This is a genomic window from Cognatiyoonia koreensis (assembly GCF_900109295.1).
Lineage (GTDB): Bacteria > Pseudomonadota > Alphaproteobacteria > Rhodobacterales > Rhodobacteraceae > Cognatiyoonia > Cognatiyoonia koreensis.
In genome coordinates, this window is record NZ_FOIZ01000002.1 from 62,287 (window position 1) to 81,053 (window position 18,767).

Sequence of the window (18,767 nt, forward strand, 5' to 3'; positions counted from 1 at the left end):
GGATTAGACTTCGAGGACCTCAGCGTCTTCGACTGTCCGTCCTTCAAAAGCTGCCGCCATCAAGGCCCTGGTGTACGGCGATTTGGGTGCATCAAAGACATCAGCCGCGTCGCCTGCTTCGACAACGTCGCCTTGCTTCATCACCATCACCTTGTGCGACAGCGCGCGCACGACCTTGAGGTCGTGGCTGATGAATAGATAGGCCAACCCATATCTTTCCTGCAAGCGTCGCAGAAGGTCGACAATCTGAACCTGCACGGTCATGTCCAACGCCGAGGTCGGTTCATCCAAAACCAGCAGTTTCGGCCGCAGCACCATGGCCCGCGCAATGGCGATACGCTGCCGCTGCCCGCCAGAAAACTCGTGTGGGTAGCGATCCATAAGATCGGGATCAAGTCCAACTTCGCGCATGATGTCAGCCACCAGTTCGCGGCGATCCAACTTGCGATCCAGTTTATGGACTGCGACGCCTTCGGAAATGATCTCTTCGATTGTCATCCGTGGTGAGAGGCTGCCGTATGGATCCTGAAAAACGATCTGCATGTCCGTCCGCAACGGACGCACCTGTTTCTGACTGAAGTTCTGGATTTCCATGCCTTGAAAGATGATCCGCCCTTCTGAACGCAAGAGTTTCATGATCGCCAGCGCCAGTGTCGTCTTTCCGGACCCTGACTCTCCTACGATTCCAACCGTTTCCCCTGCCCTTACCGACAGCGTCGCGCTGTTCACCGCCTTGACATAGCCTGCCGTACGCTTGAGCAGACCGCGCAGGATTGGAAACCAGATTTTCAGCTCTTCTGTTTCCACGATCACAGGGGAATTTGCGGGCACAGGGGCAGGCAGGCCGACCGACTCGGCTGCCAAAAGTTTGCGCGTATAGGGATGTTGCGGGTTCTCGAATATCTCGCGCGTTGGACCGGTTTCGACAATTTCACCGTCCTTCATCACGCAAACCCTGTCTGCGATCTTGCGCACGATGGTCAGGTCGTGGGTGATGAAAAGCATGGACATGCCTTCGTCCCGTTTGAGATCTTCGAGCAAGTCGAGGATTTGCGCCTGAATAGTGACATCAAGCGCCGTTGTCGGTTCATCCGCGATCAGCAAGTCAGGCCCGTTGGCCAGCGCCATCGCGATCATCACCCGCTGTCGCTGTCCGCCGGAAAGCTCGTGCGGATAGGCCGTAAGCCGGTTTTTGGCATCACGAATGCCGACCCGATCCAACAGCGCAATGATGCGTTCGCGCACTGCAGGACCGCGCAAACCCTGATGAAGCTCGATCGATTCCCGTAACTGCTTTTCAAGCGTGTGCAGCGGGTTGAGAGATGTCATCGGCTCCTGAAATATGAAGCTGATGTCGTTCCCGCGCACGCGCCGGAGTTCCTGTGTCGACGCACCGACCATCTGCGCCCCGTCATATGCGATGGATCCTGTCAGATGAGCCGATTCATCAAGCAGTTGCACAGTGGACAGGGCTGTGACGGATTTACCCGACCCGGATTCGCCGACAAGCGCAACCGTTTCGCCCTTTTCGATCTGGAACGAGACGTTCTTGACCGCATGGGTTACTTTGCCATCCTGTCGGAACCGCACGTTCAGATCACGCACATCGAGAATAACGCCTGTCATGGTCTGGCAATTCCCGTTGTTGGAATCTGCGGCTGCTGGTCAGGCATGTTCATCAAATCGTCGTCTTCACTGATCGTCGGCCCGGCGAATGTCTTGCGCGGGTCGAAAGCATCGCGGACACCTTCAAAAATGAAGACCAACAAGGACAGCATGATCGCGAATGCAAAGAACGCCGTAAGTCCAAGCCAAGGTGCGTGGATGTTTTGTTTGGCCTGCAAGGTCAACTCACCCAGTGACGGGGCAGATGACGGCAAACCGAAGCCAAGGAAATCGAGCGCTGCCAGTGTACCGATTGCGCCCGTTACAAGAAAAGGCAGCAAGGTCAATGTTGCGACCATCGCGTTCGGCAGCATGTGGCGGAACATGATCGTGGTGTTGCTGACTCCCAAAGCCTTGGCTGCACGCACATATTCAAAGTTGCGCGCGCGCAGAAATTCGGCCCGGACCACACCGACAAGGGCGGGCCAGCCGAACAAAATTATGAGAAAAACAAGGAGCCAGAAACTTCGCCCCAAGATCGCAAAGATGATGATAATGACATAAAGTGACGGGGTGCCTGTCCAGATTTCCAGCAATCGCTGGAGCAACAAGTCAGTCCAGCCCGCAAAGTATCCCTGCACTGCGCCTGCAGCGATACCAATCACCGAAGAGATCACGGTAACCACCAGCGCGAAGAACACAGAAAGCCGGAAGCCGTAGATGACCCGCGCGGTCACGTCGCGCTTTGTATCATCTGTTCCGAGCCAGTTATCGCTGTCAGGCGGTGATGGAGCCACGCCACCGACATCAACAATCGTGTCGTAGCTGTAGGGTATGATCGGCCAGAGTGTCCAGCCAGCCTCGAACCCTTCGAGTTCGAGAACTTCACCTTCTTCAACCTGTGCAATCAGTTCTTCGGGTGTGTCAAAACATTCCACCACCCCGCCGGTGACGATCAGGCATTCCACCTCGACATCGCCGTAGATCGCTTCGGTGGGGAAGTCGCCGCCAAAATCACGCTCGGAATAGAAAGAAAAAATCGGGCTGCGGAGTTCGCCACGATAAGACACGAGGATCGGCTTATCGTTGGCAATAAATTCCGCAAAAAGCGAAAGGCCAAACAGGATGCCAAAGATCCAGAGCGACCAAAAAGCCCGCTTGTTTTTGCGGAAATTGCGCCAGCGGCGTTGGTTGAGCGGTGACAATTGCATCAGCCGCGCGCCTCAAAGTCGATACGTGGGTCGATGAAGATGTAGGTGATGTCGGTAATGATCCCGACAATTAGTCCGATCAGCGTAAAGGCAAAGAGCGTACCGAAGACAACCGGATAGTCACGTGCAACGACCGCTTCGAAGCCAAGCCGGCCCAACCCATCGAGCGAGAACAATGTTTCGATGATCAGTGATCCACCGAAGAACACACTAACGAAAAGCGCGGGAAAGCCGGAGATGACGATCAGCATCGCGTTGCGGAACACGTGACCGTACAGCACGCGGCCTTCGCTCAGCCCCTTGGCTTTTGCGGTCGTGACATACTGTTTCTTGATTTCATCAAGAAAGCTGTTTTTCGTCAGCAGCGTCAGCGTTGCAAAGGACGCGATTGTCGATGCAATGACCGGCAACGTAATGTGCCAGATATAATCCTTTACTTTGCCCCATGGACTGAGATCTTCGAAGTTCGCGGAAGTTAGACCGCGCAAAGGAAAGGTCTGCGAACAGGTCGGGTTCGCATCGTAAAGAAATGGCAGGTAAGCGCGGAAGAATTCGGATATCCCGAATGGAAACCGGAAGCAGTTGCCGCCCGCAAACAGGATGATCAACAAGATCGCGAAAAGGAACCCCGGGATGGCGAAAGCCACGATGATGGCACCAGAGGTCCATGTATCAAAGCGTGATCCGTCCCGGATTGCTTTGCGCACGCCAAGCGGAATCGAAATCATATAGGCGATCAGCGTGGACCAAAGCCCCAGGGTGATCGACACAGGCATCTTTTCAAGGACCAGATCAACCACGCTGATCGATCGGAAGTAGCTTTCCCCGAAATCAAAGCGCATGTAGTCCCACATCATGTTCAGGAACCGTTCCAGCGGCGGCTTGTCGAATCCGAACTGAATTTCCAGTTCCTTGATAAATTCGGGCGAAAGACCACGGGCTCCGATATATTCACTGTTCGCGGATTCCTGCTGGACTTCGGCGTCACCACCCCCGCCAGCAATCGTTTCGAACACATCACCGCCGCCTTCCATGCGGGCGATGATTGTCTCGATCGGGCCTCCGGGGACAAACTGGATGAGCGCGAAGTTCACGATCATGATCCCCAACAGCGTGGGGATCACGAGCAGCAGCCGCCTTAGGATATATGCTCCCATGCAGTCAGCCGTTACTTAAAGGCGCCGGCCGCACGAAGGGCTTCGGCCTTTTCGGCGTTGTACCACCAGAAGTCGATGTGACCGAGCGAGTATGGCGGAAGCTCATCCGGATATTCGTACATATCGTAATATGCGACCCAGTGGTTTCCGAGATACCAAACAGGGATCATGAAAAGCTCGCGCCGCATCAGACGGTCAATTGCCCGTACGCCTGCTGCCATGTCCTCGTAAGTCTCAGCATTGACGACTTCTTCGATCAGTTTGTCGACGGCTTCGGACCCGAAACTTGCTGGGTTGAAGACGTCGCCAACCGCCTCCGTGCCATAGCGTTGTGACAGACCGATGCTTTCTTCAAGGCCGTTGCTATAGCTGTTCAAGGTCATGTCCCAATCGAATGACCGCTCTCGGTTGGTGAACTGCGCAGGATCAATCCGGTTGTAGCTTGCATTGATACCAAGGCGTTTCAGGTTCTCGATATAGGGATTGATAATGCGATCCAACGTGGGGCTTGACGCAAGGAATTCCAGATCGAATATCTCACCATCCTTGCGCAACTGCCCGGCGTCATCGGCGACCCAACCAGCTTCTTCCATAAGCGCCAAAGCTCGGCGGAGATTGCGCCGATCCAGTTGGCTGTCACCGGACGTGTGGGGCACGGTCACTTCTTCGGTCAGCACTTCCGGGTCAATCAGGTCGGAGACAGATTGCAGTAATTCCAACTCACGCCCTTCAGGAACGCCGCGTGCTTCCAAGTCGCTGTTTTGCCAGAAGCTTTCACGCTGCTGGAACAAGCCGTATTGCAGGGTGTCATTGGTCCATGTGAAGTTATACATCAGCGCGAGCGCCTGACGCACGCGCCGGTCAGCAAATTTGTCGCGCTGGAGGTTGAATGTGAACCCTGACGCCGACGGCAATGAACCATCGGGCAACTCGACCTTTTGAACCCAGCCATTCTCAAGGGCCGGGAAATCATAGCCGGTTGCCCAGACCAGCGAACTGCTTTCCTGCCGGAACGTGTATTCACCCGTCTTGAACGCCTCGAAGGCTGCGTTGCTGTCAGAGAAGTATTCAACGCGGATGCTGTCAAAGTTGTTGCGTCCGATATTGATCGGGAGGTCATTGCCCCAATAATCCGGGTTCCGTTTGTAGATGATCTGGCGATTGATATCGAAGCTATCGAGAATGTAGGGGCCCGATCCCGGCGAAATTTCAAGACGGCTTTCGTCAAGCCGCGCACCGGTTTCCTCGTACCATTTCTTTGACCACCCGGGCGTGCTGCCGACCAATGTGATCATGTCGGTGCGGGGATAGCCGTCGGCAAAAACAAATTTGACGGTATAATCATCCAGCGCTTCGGCACTTTCGATCCGTGGCGACACGTAGTCCGCGTAAGACGGCGTACCTTGTTCAAGCAAGAGCTTGTGCGAAAAGACGAGATCATGGGCTGTTAGCGGGGTGCCGTCGGAAAACGTGATGTCCTGACGCAGGTTGAAGACAACCCAATCTTCGTTTTCGGGATATTCCATTGTCGTGCACAATAGGCAGTAAGACGCACTCGCATCATCGGCTGTCGACGTCAGAATCCGTTCATACCCGATCGTTGCCAGAACGCCGGACCGACCCTTGCCAGTTGCATAGGGGTTGAAGCTGTCAAACGTCCCCTGAAACCAGATGCTGATTTCACCGCCCTTTGGGGCTTCTGGATTAACGTAATCGAGATGGGAGAAATCGGCATCGTACTTGTAAGTTCCGAAAGTCGAGTAAGCATGCGTTTCGATAATGGTTTCGTGACTATCAGAAAGTACAGCACTTGCAGCAAGCGCTCCACCAATGAACATGGCTGACCCAAGCATCCATCGTTTCAAGCGCTCCACCCGGTCAATGCGCGCCTTGGCAATTGCTTTGGGGGCCTGATGTCGATCCATCTTGTTCTTCTCCGGTCTTGGTCGGTGGCTTTGTGACAGTAAGATGAAGCTAAGCGGCGTCTTGGCAACTATTCAAGTTGAGATTGCGTGAATAGCCCGTGATCATTGCCTTACCATCAGGTTTGAGTCCGAATTGCACCAACAAAAAAGGCCGCCTGTGGTCTGGCGGCCCTTTCAACACGATCCTGCGGCACATCAGTCGTCGAGACTGTCCAGATAGGCGATCAGGTCTGCGCGGTCTTCGGGTTTGCGCATCCCGTTGTAACCCATGGATGTTCCCGGGGCCCAACCCTTGGGGTCTTCAAGAAAGTTGAACAGGTTTTCAGGTGTCCAGACATCCGCAACTTCGGAGAGAGCGCCAGAGTAGGATTCATATCCGGTTGCCGCACCGACTTCACGACCAACGACGCCATAAAGATATGGACCGGTTGAGTTCTCACCGGGTTCAAGCTTATGGCACGACTGACACCCACGCCAAAGCCCGGCACCGTCTTCAACGCTCGCGGATGCGAGCAACACAGCGACGTCGACTTCTTCTGCCGGTTCGACATCACCGTCCTCAGCGCCCTCTACTTCGATCACATAGGCTTGTTCGTGATCGTCATGGCCACCAGCGCCGTGATAGATAAGCTCTGCCCCCCAGCCACCCAGCAAAAAGACCAGCAAAGTACCACAAAGTGCGCCACCAGCTTTGACCATTGTCATTGTGTCGAACATGTCGCTTTCCATTCCGTTCGCAGTTTCGCGCCCATGTATCCGTTTCACCATGGGATGTGCAAGCTATACTGGCGCGACCAAATGCCCAAAAAGGGTGAAGAATTGGGAAAAAAGGGGGGAGGGCACTGCCATGTCCGCAAAAATCGCATTTCAAGGCGAACTTGGTGCTTATGGGCACGAAGCATGCGTCGCTGCACGACCTGACCACGAACCCCTGCCCTGCGGCACGTTCGATGACGCGATCGAGGCTGTCCGGAAGGGTGATGCTGACCTTGGAATGATTGCCGTCGAAAACTCGATCTATGGACGTGTCGCCGATGTGCATTCGCTACTTCCCGAAAGCGGCCTGCATATCGTTGATGAAGCCTTTGTTCGGGTGAATATCAACCTGTTGGGCAAGCCCGGATCAAACATCAACAGCATCGCCAAAGCCTATGGACATGTCGTCATTCTGCCCCAATGCGCCAGCTTTTTGCGCGAACACGGAATTAAGGGCATGATCAGCACGGACAACGCCCGCGCTGCCCGCGAAGTCTCTGAAGGAAATGACACGACCGTCGGTGCGTTGGCGTCGGAACTGGCCGCCGAAATCTATGGGCTGGATGTGCTGGCCCGCCATATCGAGGACAGTGATCGGAATACGACGCGGTTTCTCGTCATGGCGCGCGAGCCTGACTATAAGAAACGCGGCGAACACGGGATGATTACAAGTTTTGTCTTCCGCGTCCGCAACATCCCTGCCGCGCTTTACAAGGCGATGGGCGGGTTTGCTACGAACGGCGTGAACATGACAAAGTTGGAAAGCTACATGATCGGCGGAACGTTCATGGCTACGCAATTTTACGCGGAAATTGAAGGACACCCCGATGACCGCAACGTACAGCTTGCGTTGGAAGAGCTGGATTATTTCACCGATCACCTAAAGCTAATGGGTGTATATCCGGCAGCCGCGCGACGCTATGAAGGCCGCCGATAGAGGGGTTGCGTCGATCAAGCGCCCGTCCTGTAGCGATCTTCAATATCCTGCGAAAAATCCGCTATCCGCTTTTTGAAGCGGTTCGTCAGGTTTGATTTTGCCAGTTTCAGCGATTGCAGCAACAGCCGGGCTGAAAGAGATTTTGCGGTCAAGTCAATCGAAACGGCGATGCGGGTGCGATGCGGTGACAGCGGAACAAGGTCCACTTGTGTTAACCCGTCGATACCGTTCGCGACTGTTTCGATGCGAAATCCGTTCGGCGCATCCAGGTGCTCGAGGTTTGCCCGCATGTTCCGGTCCTTGCCACGGAACTTGAACGCAACATCCCAGCTTGATCCTTCCTTGAAAGGCCCCGAATCCACCCTGCGCACCTCTGCCCCGCGCCGAAGTGCCTGACGTTCAAAGGCTCCAAAGTCACTGACTTGTCCAAACACATAATCAACGGGGGCTTCGATATCTTCGCGCGTGCTGAATTTCATTGCTCTGCCTGTTTCCATTCTGCCCGATGGGCCTGTTGGGCATACACTTGGGTCAGTCGAGCCGGTCTGCCAACCAGTTTTCGAGGAGAAAGTGCGCGATTGCGCCCTTTCGGGCTGGCAAAATGTCAGGGTGTTGCCCCGCGAATACATCCGCCATCTCCTCGCGGGTCACCCACCGCGCGTCTTCGATCTCTTGCGGATCAATGGTGATATCGCGGCTGGTCGCTTTTCCGGCACAGCCGAACATGAGCGATGACGGAAACGGCCATGGCTGGCTGGCGAGATATGAAACTTCGCCGACGGTAATGCCGGATTCCTCGAATACCTCGCGGCGCACCGCAGCTTCCAGCGTTTCGCCGGGTTCAACGAAACCTGCCAAAAGCGAATACATGCCCTGCGGCCAACCATGCGACCGCCCGACCAGTACAGCATTACCTTGTGTGATCAGCATGATGACGACCGGATCGGTGCGCGGGAAATGATGCGCGTCGCAAGCTTCACAGTTTCGCTGCCAGCCTCCCATTGCGAAGCAGCTTTGCACACCGCAGGCCGCGCAGAACCGGTGTGAGCGATGCCAGTTGAAAATACCCCGTGCCGTGGCTGCAAGCTCAGCGTCCCTTGGCGACAGCATGGTCATGACACCTCGTAATTCCTTGAAAACGTGATCATCCGGAAAGGCTGGGTGACGCTGCTCGGTCGGATCAAGAAACGTATTCAGGGCCTGATCGTCCAGATTGTCTGGCTGCCATTGCGACAAGTCCGCTGCGAACGCGAGGGAATCGCCATCGCGCCCCAACAAGACCTTGTCCGCCGTCGCATCTTTCAGAACGGGATGGAGCGGCCCGACGCGCACGAGTGCCCCGCCTGCCAACAGCGGCTTGCCGCGCCAGAGAAGAATGATCTGTGCATCTGGCTCGGTGGCCAAATGTGCCGCGTGATCGCGCACCTCTGCTGCGCGGTCCAGTCCAGATCCGCCGAATGTCACTGTCTCTGCAATCCTCATGAGCGAGAAATGTCACGCGCTTTTGGAAATGGCAATTGGTTGGCGCGACATCGCATATGCTCTGACGTCTTGCACGACTCGCTTCGTCCGCCTATATGGCAGGCGAGGGGTTGGCGCGGGCAAGTGCCTCGCCAACCTGGTCAGGACCGGAAGGTAGCAGCCACAACGAGCCCCACTTGGGTCGATGTCCAACCTCTCACCCGATGCATTTCCTGCGACCTGCCAACGATGGCAGCTTGGCCGAAAAGGGGAACATTCATGATTGCATTGCATTTCCTCCACGTCGGGGCGCGCTGAGCATTTTCCGTTTCCTCGACAGACCGTACCGGCGACGCAAATTGCGCCGTCCGACGTCTTTTCTGTCTTGAGGACATTCCATTGACTGAACTCACACTTTCCGACCTCGGCTGGTCGAATTTCTTCAACTCCCAGCTTGAACTGGACGAGCTTGAAAGCACCGAACCCGCGCGGATCACCGCCGTACACCGCTCGGCTGTTGCAACGCTTTCACCTTCTGGAACGCGCGATCTTGTCTTGCCACAAGGCATGTCGACAGGCGATGTCGCTGTCGGTGACTGGGTGCTTGCCCACCCAAGCGAACATCGGGTTCTACGCCGGTTGGCCCGCCAGACATCGTTACAGCGCGGTACAGAATACCACACCACGGATCGCCAGTTGATCGCGGCAAACCTTGATACGCTCTTCATTACCACGTCCTGCAACGCCGATTTCAATGTTGCGCGTCTCGAACGCTATCTGGCACTGGCACATGATGCTGACGTCACTCCCGTTATACTGCTGACCAAGGCCGATCAGGCCGAAGACCCCGACAGCTTTGTCGATCAAGCCCGCACGCTGGGGCGTGAGTTGGAAGTAATTGCCTTGAATGCAAAAGCAGATGACGTCACAGAAACCCTCGCGCATTGGTGTGGCAAGGGTCAGACTGTTGCCCTTGCGGGGTCGTCGGGTGTGGGAAAAACCACCATCGCAAATGCGCTGACCGGTGGTGCCGCGGCCACGCAGGCAATCCGTGAAGACGATGCGCGTGGGCGACACACTACAACAGGGCGGTCACTGCACCGCATACCAAGTGGTGGGTGGTTGATTGACACACCGGGCATGCGTGGTCTTGGCGTGGCAGAGGTATCAGCCGGTATCGACGCAACATTCCCTGAAATCAGCGAACTGACGGATCAGTGCAAGTTCCGCGATTGCGCCCATGAAAGCGAACCCGGATGCGCTGTGCTTGCCGCATTGGAAGCCGGGGAAATTACGGCTGACCGGCTCCACCGTTACAAGAAGCTAAAGCGCGAAGATGCGCACGCAACCGAGACCATCGCCCAAGCCCGCGATCGACAAAAGAAGTTCGGGAAGATGGTAAAATCCGCGATGACGAAGAAGAAACGCTAGCGGGTCGATCACTGCAGTTTGGCAAGTCATCCCAATGTTTCCATGGCGAGCAGCGCAAAGACCTGAAGCGTTCGTTCCACTGGTCGTCCTCCGTCTCCTAAAAGCCCAGTTGCGAAACCTGTGGCGTGCCTGACCCGTTTCCGTTGAACAGAAGCTGGTCCGCCTAGCTGCTAAACGGAAGGTTGGCGCAAATATTCACCTTCAGACAACGCTAAGCCCAGATCGATTGCCGTGTCCTTGCCGGTGGTTGCAAGATTGCCGAACGGCTTGAGCACGCCAGCGCCGTAGAGCCAAGTGCGCGAGAATTACAGTGACCCGCCCCCGCCTTGAGCCCAGCGGAGTTGTTCTTGCGTTTCGACGGCACAGGGCCGCACCGCACGCAAGCGTGCGAGTGCATCTGCCTCCCCCGCAGCCAGCATGATCCGCAAAACAGCCATCCCTGACCGGCCACAACCTCCTTTGCAATGCGCAAGCACGCGGCCGCGCCCATTCAGAACAGCCAAACACTCTGACTCGATTGCATTCCAGCCATCACCGGATGGGATGCCGAAATCAGGAATTGGAAATTGGCGCACCGCATGGCCGCTCAAAAGATTTGCGGGCATTTCATGGGGTTCGACCAGTGAAAGAACGAGGTCCGGACGCCATGCCGACACGTCTGCCATCCGACCGACGGGCAAAGGACAAAGCGCGAGCGTACCCCCGCCAACTTCAAGTTCACAAATTTGAAAATCTTCTGCCACAGCCTGCTGCCCTTTGACGTCTTGCGTAGCTAGCACGATCCAAATCGAAAGTCGCTGCTCTGGAACGATCTGAAATCTGCTGCCCTACCCGGTCTACGGTAGACCTTCGGTCGCTGTCTCCCTAGTCTCTGTCAGGTTCCGAATCTGCGCCCAAGGCTCTCATGTCCGACCAACCTGCCTATCAAGTTCTCGCCCGCAAATACCGGCCAGAGACGTTTGCCGATCTGGTGGGCCAGGACGCCATGGTCAGGACGCTAAAAAATGCGTTCAAGGCAGACCGGATTGCGCAGGCCTTCATTATGACGGGTATCCGTGGCACGGGCAAAACCACGACAGCACGGATCATCGCCAAAGGCATGAATTGCATTGGCCCTGACGGAAACGGGGGACCGACAACAGATCCTTGCGGTGAATGCGAACACTGCGTGGCGATTATGGAAGGTCGCCATGTTGATGTGATGGAAATGGACGCGGCATCACGCACCGGCGTCGGCGACATTCGCGAAATCATCGACAGCGTACATTACCGCGCCGCGTCTGCGCGCTACAAAATCTACATCATCGACGAAGTTCACATGCTCTCCAAGAACGCGTTCAACGCGCTTTTGAAGACGCTTGAAGAACCGCCGGCACACGTGAAATTCATATTTGCCACGACGGAAATCCGCCAAGTGCCGGTGACAGTCCTGTCCCGCTGCCAGCGCTTCGATCTGCGCCGTATCGAGCCGGAAGTGATGATCAACCTGTTGCGCAAGACTGCAGATGCGGAAAACGCGGAAATTACTGACGACGCGCTTGCATTGATCACACGCGCCGCCGAAGGTTCTGCCCGTGACGCGCAATCCCTTTTGGATCAGGCAATCAGCCACGGTGCGGGCGAAACTACCGCCGATCAGGTGCGTGCCATGTTGGGGCTGGCGGATCGGGGACGTGTGCTGGACCTTTTCGACATGATCCTGCGCGGTGAAGCATCCGAGGCACTGACTGAACTGTCAGCGCAATATGCGGATGGTGCAGACCCGCTGGCGATTTTGCGCGATCTAGCCGAAGTGACGCACTGGGTCAGCGTCATCAAGATCACACCAGACGCCGCTGAAGACCCGACAGTTGGGCCGGACGAGCGGACGCGAGGCCTCGCTATGGCAGAAGCTATGCCCATGAGGGTCATGTCGCGCATGTGGCAGATGCTGCTGAAGGCGCTCGAAGAGGTGGCGATGGCCCCCAACGCGATGATGGCGGCGGAAATGGCCGTTATCCGGTTGACCCATGTCGCCGATCTTCCGACACCCGAAGAGCTCGTCAAGAAGCTGCAGGATGCGACGCCGCCACCATCTGGCGGACCATCAGGTGGCGGGATGCGCCCGGCCCCGACTGGAACGACAACGGCGGCCGAACCTGCGCACAGTGCACCGGCACCACAAGGCGGCCCAAGCGCGTCAGCACAAGCCGCACCGGCATTGGCTGAAGAGGCACTTCAGCATTACGCGCGCTTTGAAGACGTCGTGGAACTGATCCGAACGCACCGCGATGTGAAATTGCTTGTCGAGGTCGAGACAGGACTACGGCTGGTCAGCTATCGCCCCGGGCGGATCGAGGTCAATCCAACAGAAAGCGCCGCATCCGACCTGATCGGCCGGTTTGGATCGCGGCTTCAATCTTGGACCGGTAATCGCTGGGCCATTACTGTGGTCAACGAAGGCGGTGCCCCGACAATCGCGGAAGTTCGTGATGCCGCCGAAAACGCGCTGCGGCAAGAGGCGCAAGCACACCCATTGGTTCAGGCGGTGCTGGCGACGTTCCCGAAGGCGAAAATAACCCGCATCGAAACCGAAGCGGAAAAACAGCAGGAAGCGCAACAAGACGCCCTGCCCGAAGTCGAAGATGAATGGGATCCCTTCGACGACGACTAGACATTGCACCGACAGGTATGACCCCATATCTCTGCAGGAAATGAACAGGAGAAACGAATGCTCAAAGGATTAGGCGGGCTTGGCGATATGGCCAAGATGATGAAGCAGGCTCAGGAAATGCAGGGTAAGATGGCCCAGATGCAGGAAGACCTGGAAAACGTCATGGTGACTGGTGAAAGCGGGGCCGGTCTGGTCAAGGCGACAGCAACGGCCAAGGGCGAGTTGAAAAGTCTCGACATCGACCCGTCAATTTTCAACGGCGATGACAAGGAAGTCGTCGAAGATCTGATCCTTGCCGCCATCAAAGACGCGCAGTCCAAGGCCAGCGAGAAAGCCCAAGAAGAGATGTCCAAAATGACCGAAGGACTTGGACTGCCACCAGGCATGAAATTGCCGTTCTAAACCTGTATGTCAAACGACACCGATGATCTCGATAATCTGATTGCGCTGATGGCCAAGCTGCCCGGGCTTGGCCCGAGGTCGGCACGTCGCGCTGTGCTTCATATGATCAAGAAACGCGGTCTGGTTCTGCTGCCGTTGGCCGAAGCGATGCACCGCGTCGGCACGACAGCACGCGAATGTCTGAACTGCGGGAATATCGGAACAAAAGATATTTGCGACATTTGCGAAAGTCCGAAACGGGCGACGGGGGAAATTTGCGTCGTCGAAGATGTGGCCGATCTATGGGCGATGGAACGCAGTCAGGTTTTCAAAGGCCGCTATCACGTGCTGGGTGGTACGCTGTCCGCCCTGGATGCAATCGGACCAGACGAACTGCGCATTCCCAAACTTCTTGACCGGATCAAGGTGGAAGACATCAGCGAAGTGATCCTCGCTCTTGGAGCCACGATCGATGGTCAGACCACCGCGCACTATATTGCGGATCAACTTCCTGGCGTGAAAGTCACGTCACTGGCACAGGGCGTGCCTGTCGGTGGCGAGTTGGATTATCTGGATGACGGGACGATTACCGCAGCACTGAATGCGCGAAAGGCGCTCTGAACTGGCTTATCGACGGGTCAGGTCGAGATAGACACACTTACAGGGATGCCGCGGTCCAATGAATTACTGATCATGGAACTTGCCTTTTCCATGATGGGTGCGGATCGGACCCATCCATGACGAGGCATCTGACCGACATATACGCGGACGTTGTTACAAGCGGCGCACCCTCCAATCCCAGCGAAACGCGCACCGAAACCTCTGCAAGCGCAACGCCTTGCCTTCAGGCCGATCAGCAATGATTGCGTGACCGCCGGTCAAACCGACTGCGGCTTGGGTTTCTGAGTTGAACATCGACCATCATTGCCGCACCTCATTTGCACGTAACATAAGCTCCGGCTGTCTTGGTCGATCCTGTCAAGCAACGCGCTGATCGCCAACGTGCTTGGCGTATTCCTGATACTTGAAAAGAAAAAAACCCCGCTTTGGTTCTCACCAAGACGGGGTTCCATGTCGCGCGTGCGATGACCTTACTTGTCGTCGTCACCTTCGTCATCATCCCCACCTTCCGGCAGGTTAAAGAAGCTGTCCGCATCGGACACGTCGCGCTTGTCCTCCTCTTCCTCGTCCTCATCTTCGCGGGGATCAGCGAGGCTGAATGTTTCCAGTCCGGCAATCGCGGTTGGCATCTTTGGCTCTGGGTCCATGCCAAGGGATTGTTCGGTGCTGACAAGCTTGCGGCGTTCGTCATCGGACATGACGGTGCCTTCCTTCGCCTTCTTGGCGTTGGCCTTTTGCACTGCTAGGTCCAGCTCTGACTGTTTACAAAGACCAAGGGCCACAGGATCGATCGGTTCAAGGTTGTTGATGTTCCAGTGGGTCCGTTCACGGATCGCCTGAATTGTCGGCTTGGTCGTGCCAACAAGTTTGGAAATCTGGCCATCGGACAACTCAGGGTGAAACTTCACCAGCCAGTAAATCGAAGCTGGGCGATCCTGCCGCTTGGACAGGGGTGTATAGCGTGGACCACGGCGCTTTTCCTCGCCGACGGCGGCCTTGTTGAACTTGAGCTTCAGCTTATACGCAGGGTCTTTTTCAGCCTTGTCGATTTCTTCCTGCGTCAATTGATTGTTCGCAATGGGATCAAAGCCTTTCACGCCAGTTGCTACGTCACCGTCAGCAATGCCCTGCACTTCAAGTTCGTGAAAACCGCAGAAATCAGCGATTTGCTTGAAGGTCAGTGTAGTGTTGTCGCACAGCCAGACGGCAGTTGCTTTGGCCATAATCGGTTTGTCGGACATGTCCTATCTCCTTATCAAACGACAAGCCTTTCCCGCGCCCTTGAGGGGGCAGACCGCTTTCGGCCGGGTTCGCATTGTCGGGGAACTTGGGGCGTATATAGTCGCCCAAACCGGATTAGGAAAGATCGAAAATGCTCCGCTTGTTTCTGGCTCTGTGTCTGGCGTCCCCTGCATTTGCGCAGGATACCGCAGGCCGCTTTGACTATTACGTTCTGTCGTTGTCATGGTCGCCATCTTGGTGCGCCATCGAGGGGGATGCACGCCAATCGCCGCAATGCGACAAGGGTGAAGACCACGGCTGGATACTGCACGGTCTTTGGCCACAGTACGAAAGGGGTTATCCGGAATACTGCAAGACAGCCTTTCGCGCGCCGTCCCGATCGCAAACGGGTGCTATGGCCGATATCATGGGAACGTCCGGTCTGGCATGGCATCAATGGCGCAAGCACGGAGTCTGCACAGGCCTTGATTCCGTAGACTACTTCGCTTTGTCCCGCCTTGCCTATGAAACCATTTCCCGCCCGGAAGTCTTTCGGCAATTGAAAGACCCTGTGACGCTGCCTGCCGCAGTCGTAGAGGAGGCATTTCTTGAAGCTAATCCCTTGCTTTCGCCCAATCAGATCACAATCACCTGCAAGGACAGGTTCATTCAAGAAGCGCGCATCTGCCTGACGCGCGATCTGGAACTTCGAGACTGTGGCGCGGATGTTGTGCGCGACTGTACGCTGGAAGATGCACGGCTGGACCCGATCCGCTAGCACGAAGCGCTTTTTGCGCTGCAAGTCTTACAACGCGAGGTCCGCCAATAAGCTATCGAAGGGATAGTCCGCCTTGGCTGCGCGCCGTTTGACTTTTCCCTGTTCAAGAACGACGAGCCGATCCGAAATCCGGTAAGCGAAATCGGCGTTCTGTTCGACCAAGACAATAGCCATATCTCCCTGATCGCGCAGAGTTTCCAAGGCTTCACCGATCTGCTGGATGACGTTGGGCTGAATGCCTTCGGTCGGTTCATCCAAAAGCAGAACCTTAGGTCGGGTGATCAGTGCCCGCGCGATGGCAAGCTGTTGTTGCTGCCCCCCTGAAAGGTCGCCGCCGCGCCTGGTTTGCATTTCGCGAAGCACTGGAAAAAGCTCGAACACGAAAGTTGGGATGTCGTGATCTGATTTCGGCAGGCAGGCAAAACCGGTTTCAAGATTCTCGCGCACTGTCATCATCGGAAATATCTCGCGCCCTTGCGGCACATAGGCAATTCCCGCGCGCGCGGCGTTGTAGGCAGACGACAGATGGATCACCTTATCCTGTATTTTGACTTGACCACCCGTAATCGGGTGACGACCCGAAACCGCCTTCAAAAGGCTGGTTTTTCCGACACCGTTATTGCCCATCAGTGCGGTGATCTGGGCAATTTCCGCATCAATCGAGATGTCGAACAGAATCTGGCTTTGCCCATACTTCAAATCGATATTGCTGACCTCAAGCATGGGCGCGCCCCAGGTAAACGTCGATGACTGTCTGATTGGACGTCACATGGTCGAGGCTGCCTTCCGCAAGCACCGAACCTTCGTGCAGCACCGTGACCTTACAATCGAGCCGGCGCACAAATTCCATGTCATGTTCGACAACCACGACCGCCCTTGTCCGCGCTGCTTCCCTAAGGATGGTCGTCGTTTTCTCGCGTTCTTCGGGTGTCATCCCTGCCGCCGGTTCATCAACCAGCATCAGGCGTGGTTCCTGCGCAAGGAGCATGCCAATCTCAAGCCACTGCTTCTGGCCATGGCTTAATTCACCCGCAACACGCGTCAGACTGTCGGTCAGGCCGATCTGTTCAGCGACCGCTTCGATCCGCTCTGCATTGCGGCGTGTCTTTCGGTGCATCAAAACTGCAAACGGTCCGCGCGGCGTATTCAGTGCCATTGCGAGGTTTTGCCGAACAGTCTGAGCTTCGAAAACGGTAGGTTTTTGAAACTTGCGCCCGATCCCTTCTTTCGCGATCTGGCTTTCAGACATACCAAGCAGAGAGATGTTCCTGTCGCCCCAGATGACCTGCCCAGTATCCGGTTTGGTTTTTCCCGTCACGATATCCATGAAGGTGGTCTTGCCAGCACCATTTGGTCCAATGATGGCCCGCAACTCTGTCTTGGCGAAATTGATCGACAGGTTGTTGATTGCGCGAAATCCGTCAAAGCTGACTGACACGCCTGAAACTTCCAGCAACATACTCATGATTGTTTTCTCACAAACATGTCGAAAAGCCCTCCGATTCCCTTGGGAAACAGCAGCGTTACAGCGACAAAGGACAGCCCCAGAAGCACAAGCCACCAGTCTGTCCACTGAACGACATAGAAACCAAGGTTCACATCCGGTGCCCCGCCACCTGTGAACCAGCTTGACAGAAGCGAAACGAACGCCGCGCCGATCACCGCACCATAAAGGCGACCTCGGCCGCCGATTGCGACCCAAACCGCCAGATAGATCGACGCAATCGGAGCGATCTCACCCGGATTCACGATACCCGCTTGTGGATAATAAAGCGCACCGGCGATACCCGCGATCACGGCAGTCGTCGTGAAGACGAACAGCTTATAGCTTTCGACATGATAGCCAAGAAACCGGACCCGCGCCTCGTTGTCCCTGATGCCCCGCACAACGCTGCCCATCTTCCCGGATACAATCCACGCAAAGAAAAAATACCCCAAACCCAGGGCCGTCGCCGACGTCAGGAAGAAAATAATGGAGATAGTCGCTTGCGGCACTTGTTCGTAGCCGGGGATATTCTGTAGCCCCGACAGGCCGTTGTTGCCGCGCAATCCGCTATCGTTCTGAAACAGGTAAAGTGAGAGAGCGAGCGTCATCGCCTGTGTCAAGATCGACAGATAGACGCCTGTGACCCGGCTGCGAAATGCCAGCCAACCGAACACCAAGGCAAGCAGACCGGGAACAAGCATGACCATCAGAAGTTGAAGCGCCAAACTATCCGCAAAGGCCCAGATCAGGGGGAATTCCGAACTGCCAACGACCCCGAATATCTGATTCCCGATTGCATCGCTGATTTCTTGTGCTGTCGCGGGAAGCGGCTGGTTGGCAAGGCTTTCCAGCACGATCCCTTCGGTGCGCGCATACATCAGCCACATGCCAATGGCATAGCCGCCAATCCCGAAGAAAGCGAAATGGCCGAGGGACAGGATCCCGCAATAGCCCCAGACAACGTCCATCGCGATGGCGATCAGGCATAGGCACAAGGTTTTGCCCAGCGTCTTTACGAAAGACGTCGAAATCCAGCCAATTCCCGTGACTTCTGACAACAGTGTCACGGTCAATGTAAAAAGGGCCAGCAAGGCAATGAACCACATCACGGACGGGTTTTGCGCAAGGAACGATCTTTGCATGG

At 55.9% G+C, this 18,767-nt stretch carries 18 protein-coding genes and 1 other RNA gene; 7 read left to right on the forward strand and 12 right to left on the reverse strand.

What is annotated here, in order from left to right; translation table 11 throughout:
* Nucleotides 1-3: 3 nt before the first annotated feature.
* The 5 genes from BMY44_RS12010 to BMY44_RS12030 form a co-directional block, all read right to left on the reverse strand.
* Entirely contained in the window at nt 4-1,626 is a 1,623-nt protein-coding gene (locus BMY44_RS12010; RefSeq protein ID WP_089995079.1) for an ABC transporter ATP-binding protein, read from the reverse strand.
* Entirely contained in the window at nt 1,623-2,816 is a 1,194-nt protein-coding gene (locus tag BMY44_RS12015; RefSeq protein WP_089995082.1) for an ABC transporter permease, read from the reverse strand. The genes BMY44_RS12010 and BMY44_RS12015 overlap by 4 nt, the downstream gene beginning before the upstream one ends.
* Nucleotides 2,816-3,973 (reverse strand): microcin C ABC transporter permease YejB, encoded by a 1,158-nt coding sequence (locus BMY44_RS12020; RefSeq protein ID WP_089995085.1) that lies wholly within the window; start codon nt 3,971-3,973, stop codon nt 2,816-2,818. Before BMY44_RS12020 ends, BMY44_RS12015 begins: the two co-directional genes overlap by 1 nt.
* Before the next feature lie 11 nt (nt 3,974-3,984).
* A complete protein-coding gene (locus BMY44_RS12025; RefSeq protein ID WP_089995088.1) occupies nt 3,985-5,898 on the reverse strand; it encodes an extracellular solute-binding protein in 1,914 nt (637 codons plus the stop codon).
* 195 nt (nt 5,899-6,093) lie between these two features.
* Complete coding sequence (locus BMY44_RS12030) at nt 6,094-6,615, reverse strand: c-type cytochrome (RefSeq protein ID WP_089997141.1); 522 nt, start codon at nt 6,613-6,615, stop codon at nt 6,094-6,096.
* Between the two features lie 130 nt (nt 6,616-6,745).
* On the opposite strand from BMY44_RS12030, the gene BMY44_RS12035 reads away from it, so the two are divergent.
* The gene (locus BMY44_RS12035; protein ID WP_089995091.1) at nt 6,746-7,591 is read left to right on the forward strand and encodes a prephenate dehydratase; all 846 of its coding nucleotides are present in this window, start codon (nt 6,746-6,748) and stop codon (nt 7,589-7,591) included.
* Nucleotides 7,592-7,605: 14 nt separating this feature from the next.
* Here the strand turns inward: BMY44_RS12035 and BMY44_RS12040 are convergent, their stop codons facing one another.
* Both BMY44_RS12040 and nudC read right to left on the reverse strand, forming a co-directional pair.
* On the reverse strand, nt 7,606-8,070 hold the full coding sequence (locus BMY44_RS12040) for an SRPBCC family protein (protein ID WP_089995095.1): 465 nt from the start codon (nt 8,068-8,070) through the stop codon (nt 7,606-7,608).
* Between the two features lie 52 nt (nt 8,071-8,122).
* Nucleotides 8,123-9,073, reverse strand: a complete 951-nt coding sequence (gene nudC / locus BMY44_RS12045; protein ID WP_089995098.1) for an NAD(+) diphosphatase — start codon at nt 9,071-9,073, stop codon at nt 8,123-8,125.
* A gap of 103 nt (nt 9,074-9,176) precedes the next feature.
* Here nudC and ffs point away from each other — a divergent pair.
* Both ffs and rsgA read left to right on the forward strand, forming a co-directional pair.
* Nucleotides 9,177-9,275, forward strand: an RNA gene (ffs, locus tag BMY44_RS12050) — signal recognition particle sRNA small type.
* 176 nt (nt 9,276-9,451) lie between these two features.
* On the forward strand, nt 9,452-10,483 hold the full coding sequence (gene rsgA / locus BMY44_RS12055; RefSeq protein WP_089995101.1) for a ribosome small subunit-dependent GTPase A: 1,032 nt from the start codon (nt 9,452-9,454) through the stop codon (nt 10,481-10,483).
* Nucleotides 10,484-10,788: 305 nt separating this feature from the next.
* Here rsgA and BMY44_RS12060 read toward each other — a convergent pair whose 3' ends face one another.
* Nucleotides 10,789-11,226: a protein-tyrosine phosphatase family protein gene (locus tag BMY44_RS12060; RefSeq protein ID WP_089995104.1), complete on the reverse strand. Its 438-nt coding sequence runs from the start codon at nt 11,224-11,226 to the stop codon at nt 10,789-10,791.
* Between the two features lie 161 nt (nt 11,227-11,387).
* Between BMY44_RS12060 and BMY44_RS12065 the strand changes: the two genes are divergently transcribed.
* Genes BMY44_RS12065 through recR form a run of 3 tightly spaced genes read left to right on the forward strand, consistent with a single transcriptional unit; the run spans nt 11,388 to nt 14,138 of the window.
* The gene (locus BMY44_RS12065; RefSeq protein WP_089995107.1) at nt 11,388-13,136 is read left to right on the forward strand and encodes a DNA polymerase III subunit gamma/tau; all 1,749 of its coding nucleotides are present in this window, start codon (nt 11,388-11,390) and stop codon (nt 13,134-13,136) included.
* A gap of 57 nt (nt 13,137-13,193) precedes the next feature.
* Nucleotides 13,194-13,538 carry a YbaB/EbfC family nucleoid-associated protein gene (locus BMY44_RS12070; RefSeq protein WP_089995110.1) on the forward strand — a complete coding sequence of 115 codons (345 nt, stop codon included), beginning with the start codon at nt 13,194-13,196 and terminating at the stop codon, nt 13,536-13,538.
* A gap of 6 nt (nt 13,539-13,544) precedes the next feature.
* On the forward strand, nt 13,545-14,138 hold the full coding sequence (gene recR, locus BMY44_RS12075; protein ID WP_089995113.1) for a recombination mediator RecR: 594 nt from the start codon (nt 13,545-13,547) through the stop codon (nt 14,136-14,138).
* A 470-nt stretch (nt 14,139-14,608) separates the two neighbouring features.
* Here recR and BMY44_RS12085 read toward each other — a convergent pair whose 3' ends face one another.
* Entirely contained in the window at nt 14,609-15,379 is a 771-nt protein-coding gene (locus BMY44_RS12085; protein ID WP_089995116.1) for a DUF1013 domain-containing protein, read from the reverse strand.
* 131 nt (nt 15,380-15,510) lie between these two features.
* Between BMY44_RS12085 and BMY44_RS12090 the strand changes: the two genes are divergently transcribed.
* Nucleotides 15,511-16,137, forward strand: a complete 627-nt coding sequence (locus tag BMY44_RS12090; RefSeq protein ID WP_089995119.1) for a ribonuclease T2 family protein — start codon at nt 15,511-15,513, stop codon at nt 16,135-16,137.
* A 27-nt stretch (nt 16,138-16,164) separates the two neighbouring features.
* Here the strand turns inward: BMY44_RS12090 and urtE are convergent, their stop codons facing one another.
* From urtE to BMY44_RS12105, 3 genes are read right to left on the reverse strand one after another with little or no spacing between them, the layout of a single operon-like run.
* Nucleotides 16,165-16,860, reverse strand: coding sequence for an urea ABC transporter ATP-binding subunit UrtE (gene urtE, locus BMY44_RS12095; protein WP_089995122.1), 696 nt, complete (start codon nt 16,858-16,860; stop codon nt 16,165-16,167).
* Nucleotides 16,853-17,602, reverse strand: a complete 750-nt coding sequence (urtD, locus tag BMY44_RS12100; protein ID WP_089995125.1) for an urea ABC transporter ATP-binding protein UrtD — start codon at nt 17,600-17,602, stop codon at nt 16,853-16,855. Before urtD ends, urtE begins: the two co-directional genes overlap by 8 nt.
* Nucleotides 17,599-18,765 carry an ABC transporter permease subunit gene (locus BMY44_RS12105; protein WP_089995127.1) on the reverse strand — a complete coding sequence of 389 codons (1,167 nt, stop codon included), beginning with the start codon at nt 18,763-18,765 and terminating at the stop codon, nt 17,599-17,601. Before BMY44_RS12105 ends, urtD begins: the two co-directional genes overlap by 4 nt.
* Nucleotides 18,766-18,767: the final 2 nt, after the last annotated feature.

Excerpts from the sequence above, each read along its gene's own strand:
- BMY44_RS12065 (WP_089995107.1), top strand. The coding sequence starts at position 11,388 with ATGTCCGACCAACCTGCCTATCAAGTTCTCGCCCGCAAATACCGGCCA.
- BMY44_RS12035 (WP_089995091.1), top strand. The coding sequence starts at position 6,746 with ATGTCCGCAAAAATCGCATTTCAAGGCGAACTTGGTGCTTATGGGCAC.
- recR (WP_089995113.1), top strand. The coding sequence starts at position 13,545 with ATGTCAAACGACACCGATGATCTCGATAATCTGATTGCGCTGATGGCC.
- BMY44_RS12015 (WP_089995082.1), bottom strand. The coding sequence starts at position 2,816 with ATGCAATTGTCACCGCTCAACCAACGCCGCTGGCGCAATTTCCGCAAA.
- BMY44_RS12025 (WP_089995088.1), bottom strand. The coding sequence starts at position 5,898 with ATGGATCGACATCAGGCCCCCAAAGCAATTGCCAAGGCGCGCATTGAC.
- BMY44_RS12085 (WP_089995116.1), bottom strand. The coding sequence starts at position 15,379 with ATGTCCGACAAACCGATTATGGCCAAAGCAACTGCCGTCTGGCTGTGC.
- BMY44_RS12020 (WP_089995085.1), bottom strand. The coding sequence starts at position 3,973 with ATGGGAGCATATATCCTAAGGCGGCTGCTGCTCGTGATCCCCACGCTG.
- BMY44_RS12090 (WP_089995119.1), top strand. The coding sequence starts at position 15,511 with ATGCTCCGCTTGTTTCTGGCTCTGTGTCTGGCGTCCCCTGCATTTGCG.
- BMY44_RS12010 (WP_089995079.1), bottom strand. The coding sequence starts at position 1,626 with ATGACAGGCGTTATTCTCGATGTGCGTGATCTGAACGTGCGGTTCCGA.
- BMY44_RS12070 (WP_089995110.1), top strand. The coding sequence starts at position 13,194 with ATGCTCAAAGGATTAGGCGGGCTTGGCGATATGGCCAAGATGATGAAG.
- BMY44_RS12040 (WP_089995095.1), bottom strand. The coding sequence starts at position 8,070 with ATGAAATTCAGCACGCGCGAAGATATCGAAGCCCCCGTTGATTATGTG.
- BMY44_RS12105 (WP_089995127.1), bottom strand. The coding sequence starts at position 18,765 with ATGCAAAGATCGTTCCTTGCGCAAAACCCGTCCGTGATGTGGTTCATT.
- BMY44_RS12030 (WP_089997141.1), bottom strand. The coding sequence starts at position 6,615 with ATGTTCGACACAATGACAATGGTCAAAGCTGGTGGCGCACTTTGTGGT.
- urtD (WP_089995125.1), bottom strand. The coding sequence starts at position 17,602 with ATGAGTATGTTGCTGGAAGTTTCAGGCGTGTCAGTCAGCTTTGACGGA.
- nudC (WP_089995098.1), bottom strand. The coding sequence starts at position 9,073 with ATGAGGATTGCAGAGACAGTGACATTCGGCGGATCTGGACTGGACCGC.
- urtE (WP_089995122.1), bottom strand. The coding sequence starts at position 16,860 with ATGCTTGAGGTCAGCAATATCGATTTGAAGTATGGGCAAAGCCAGATT.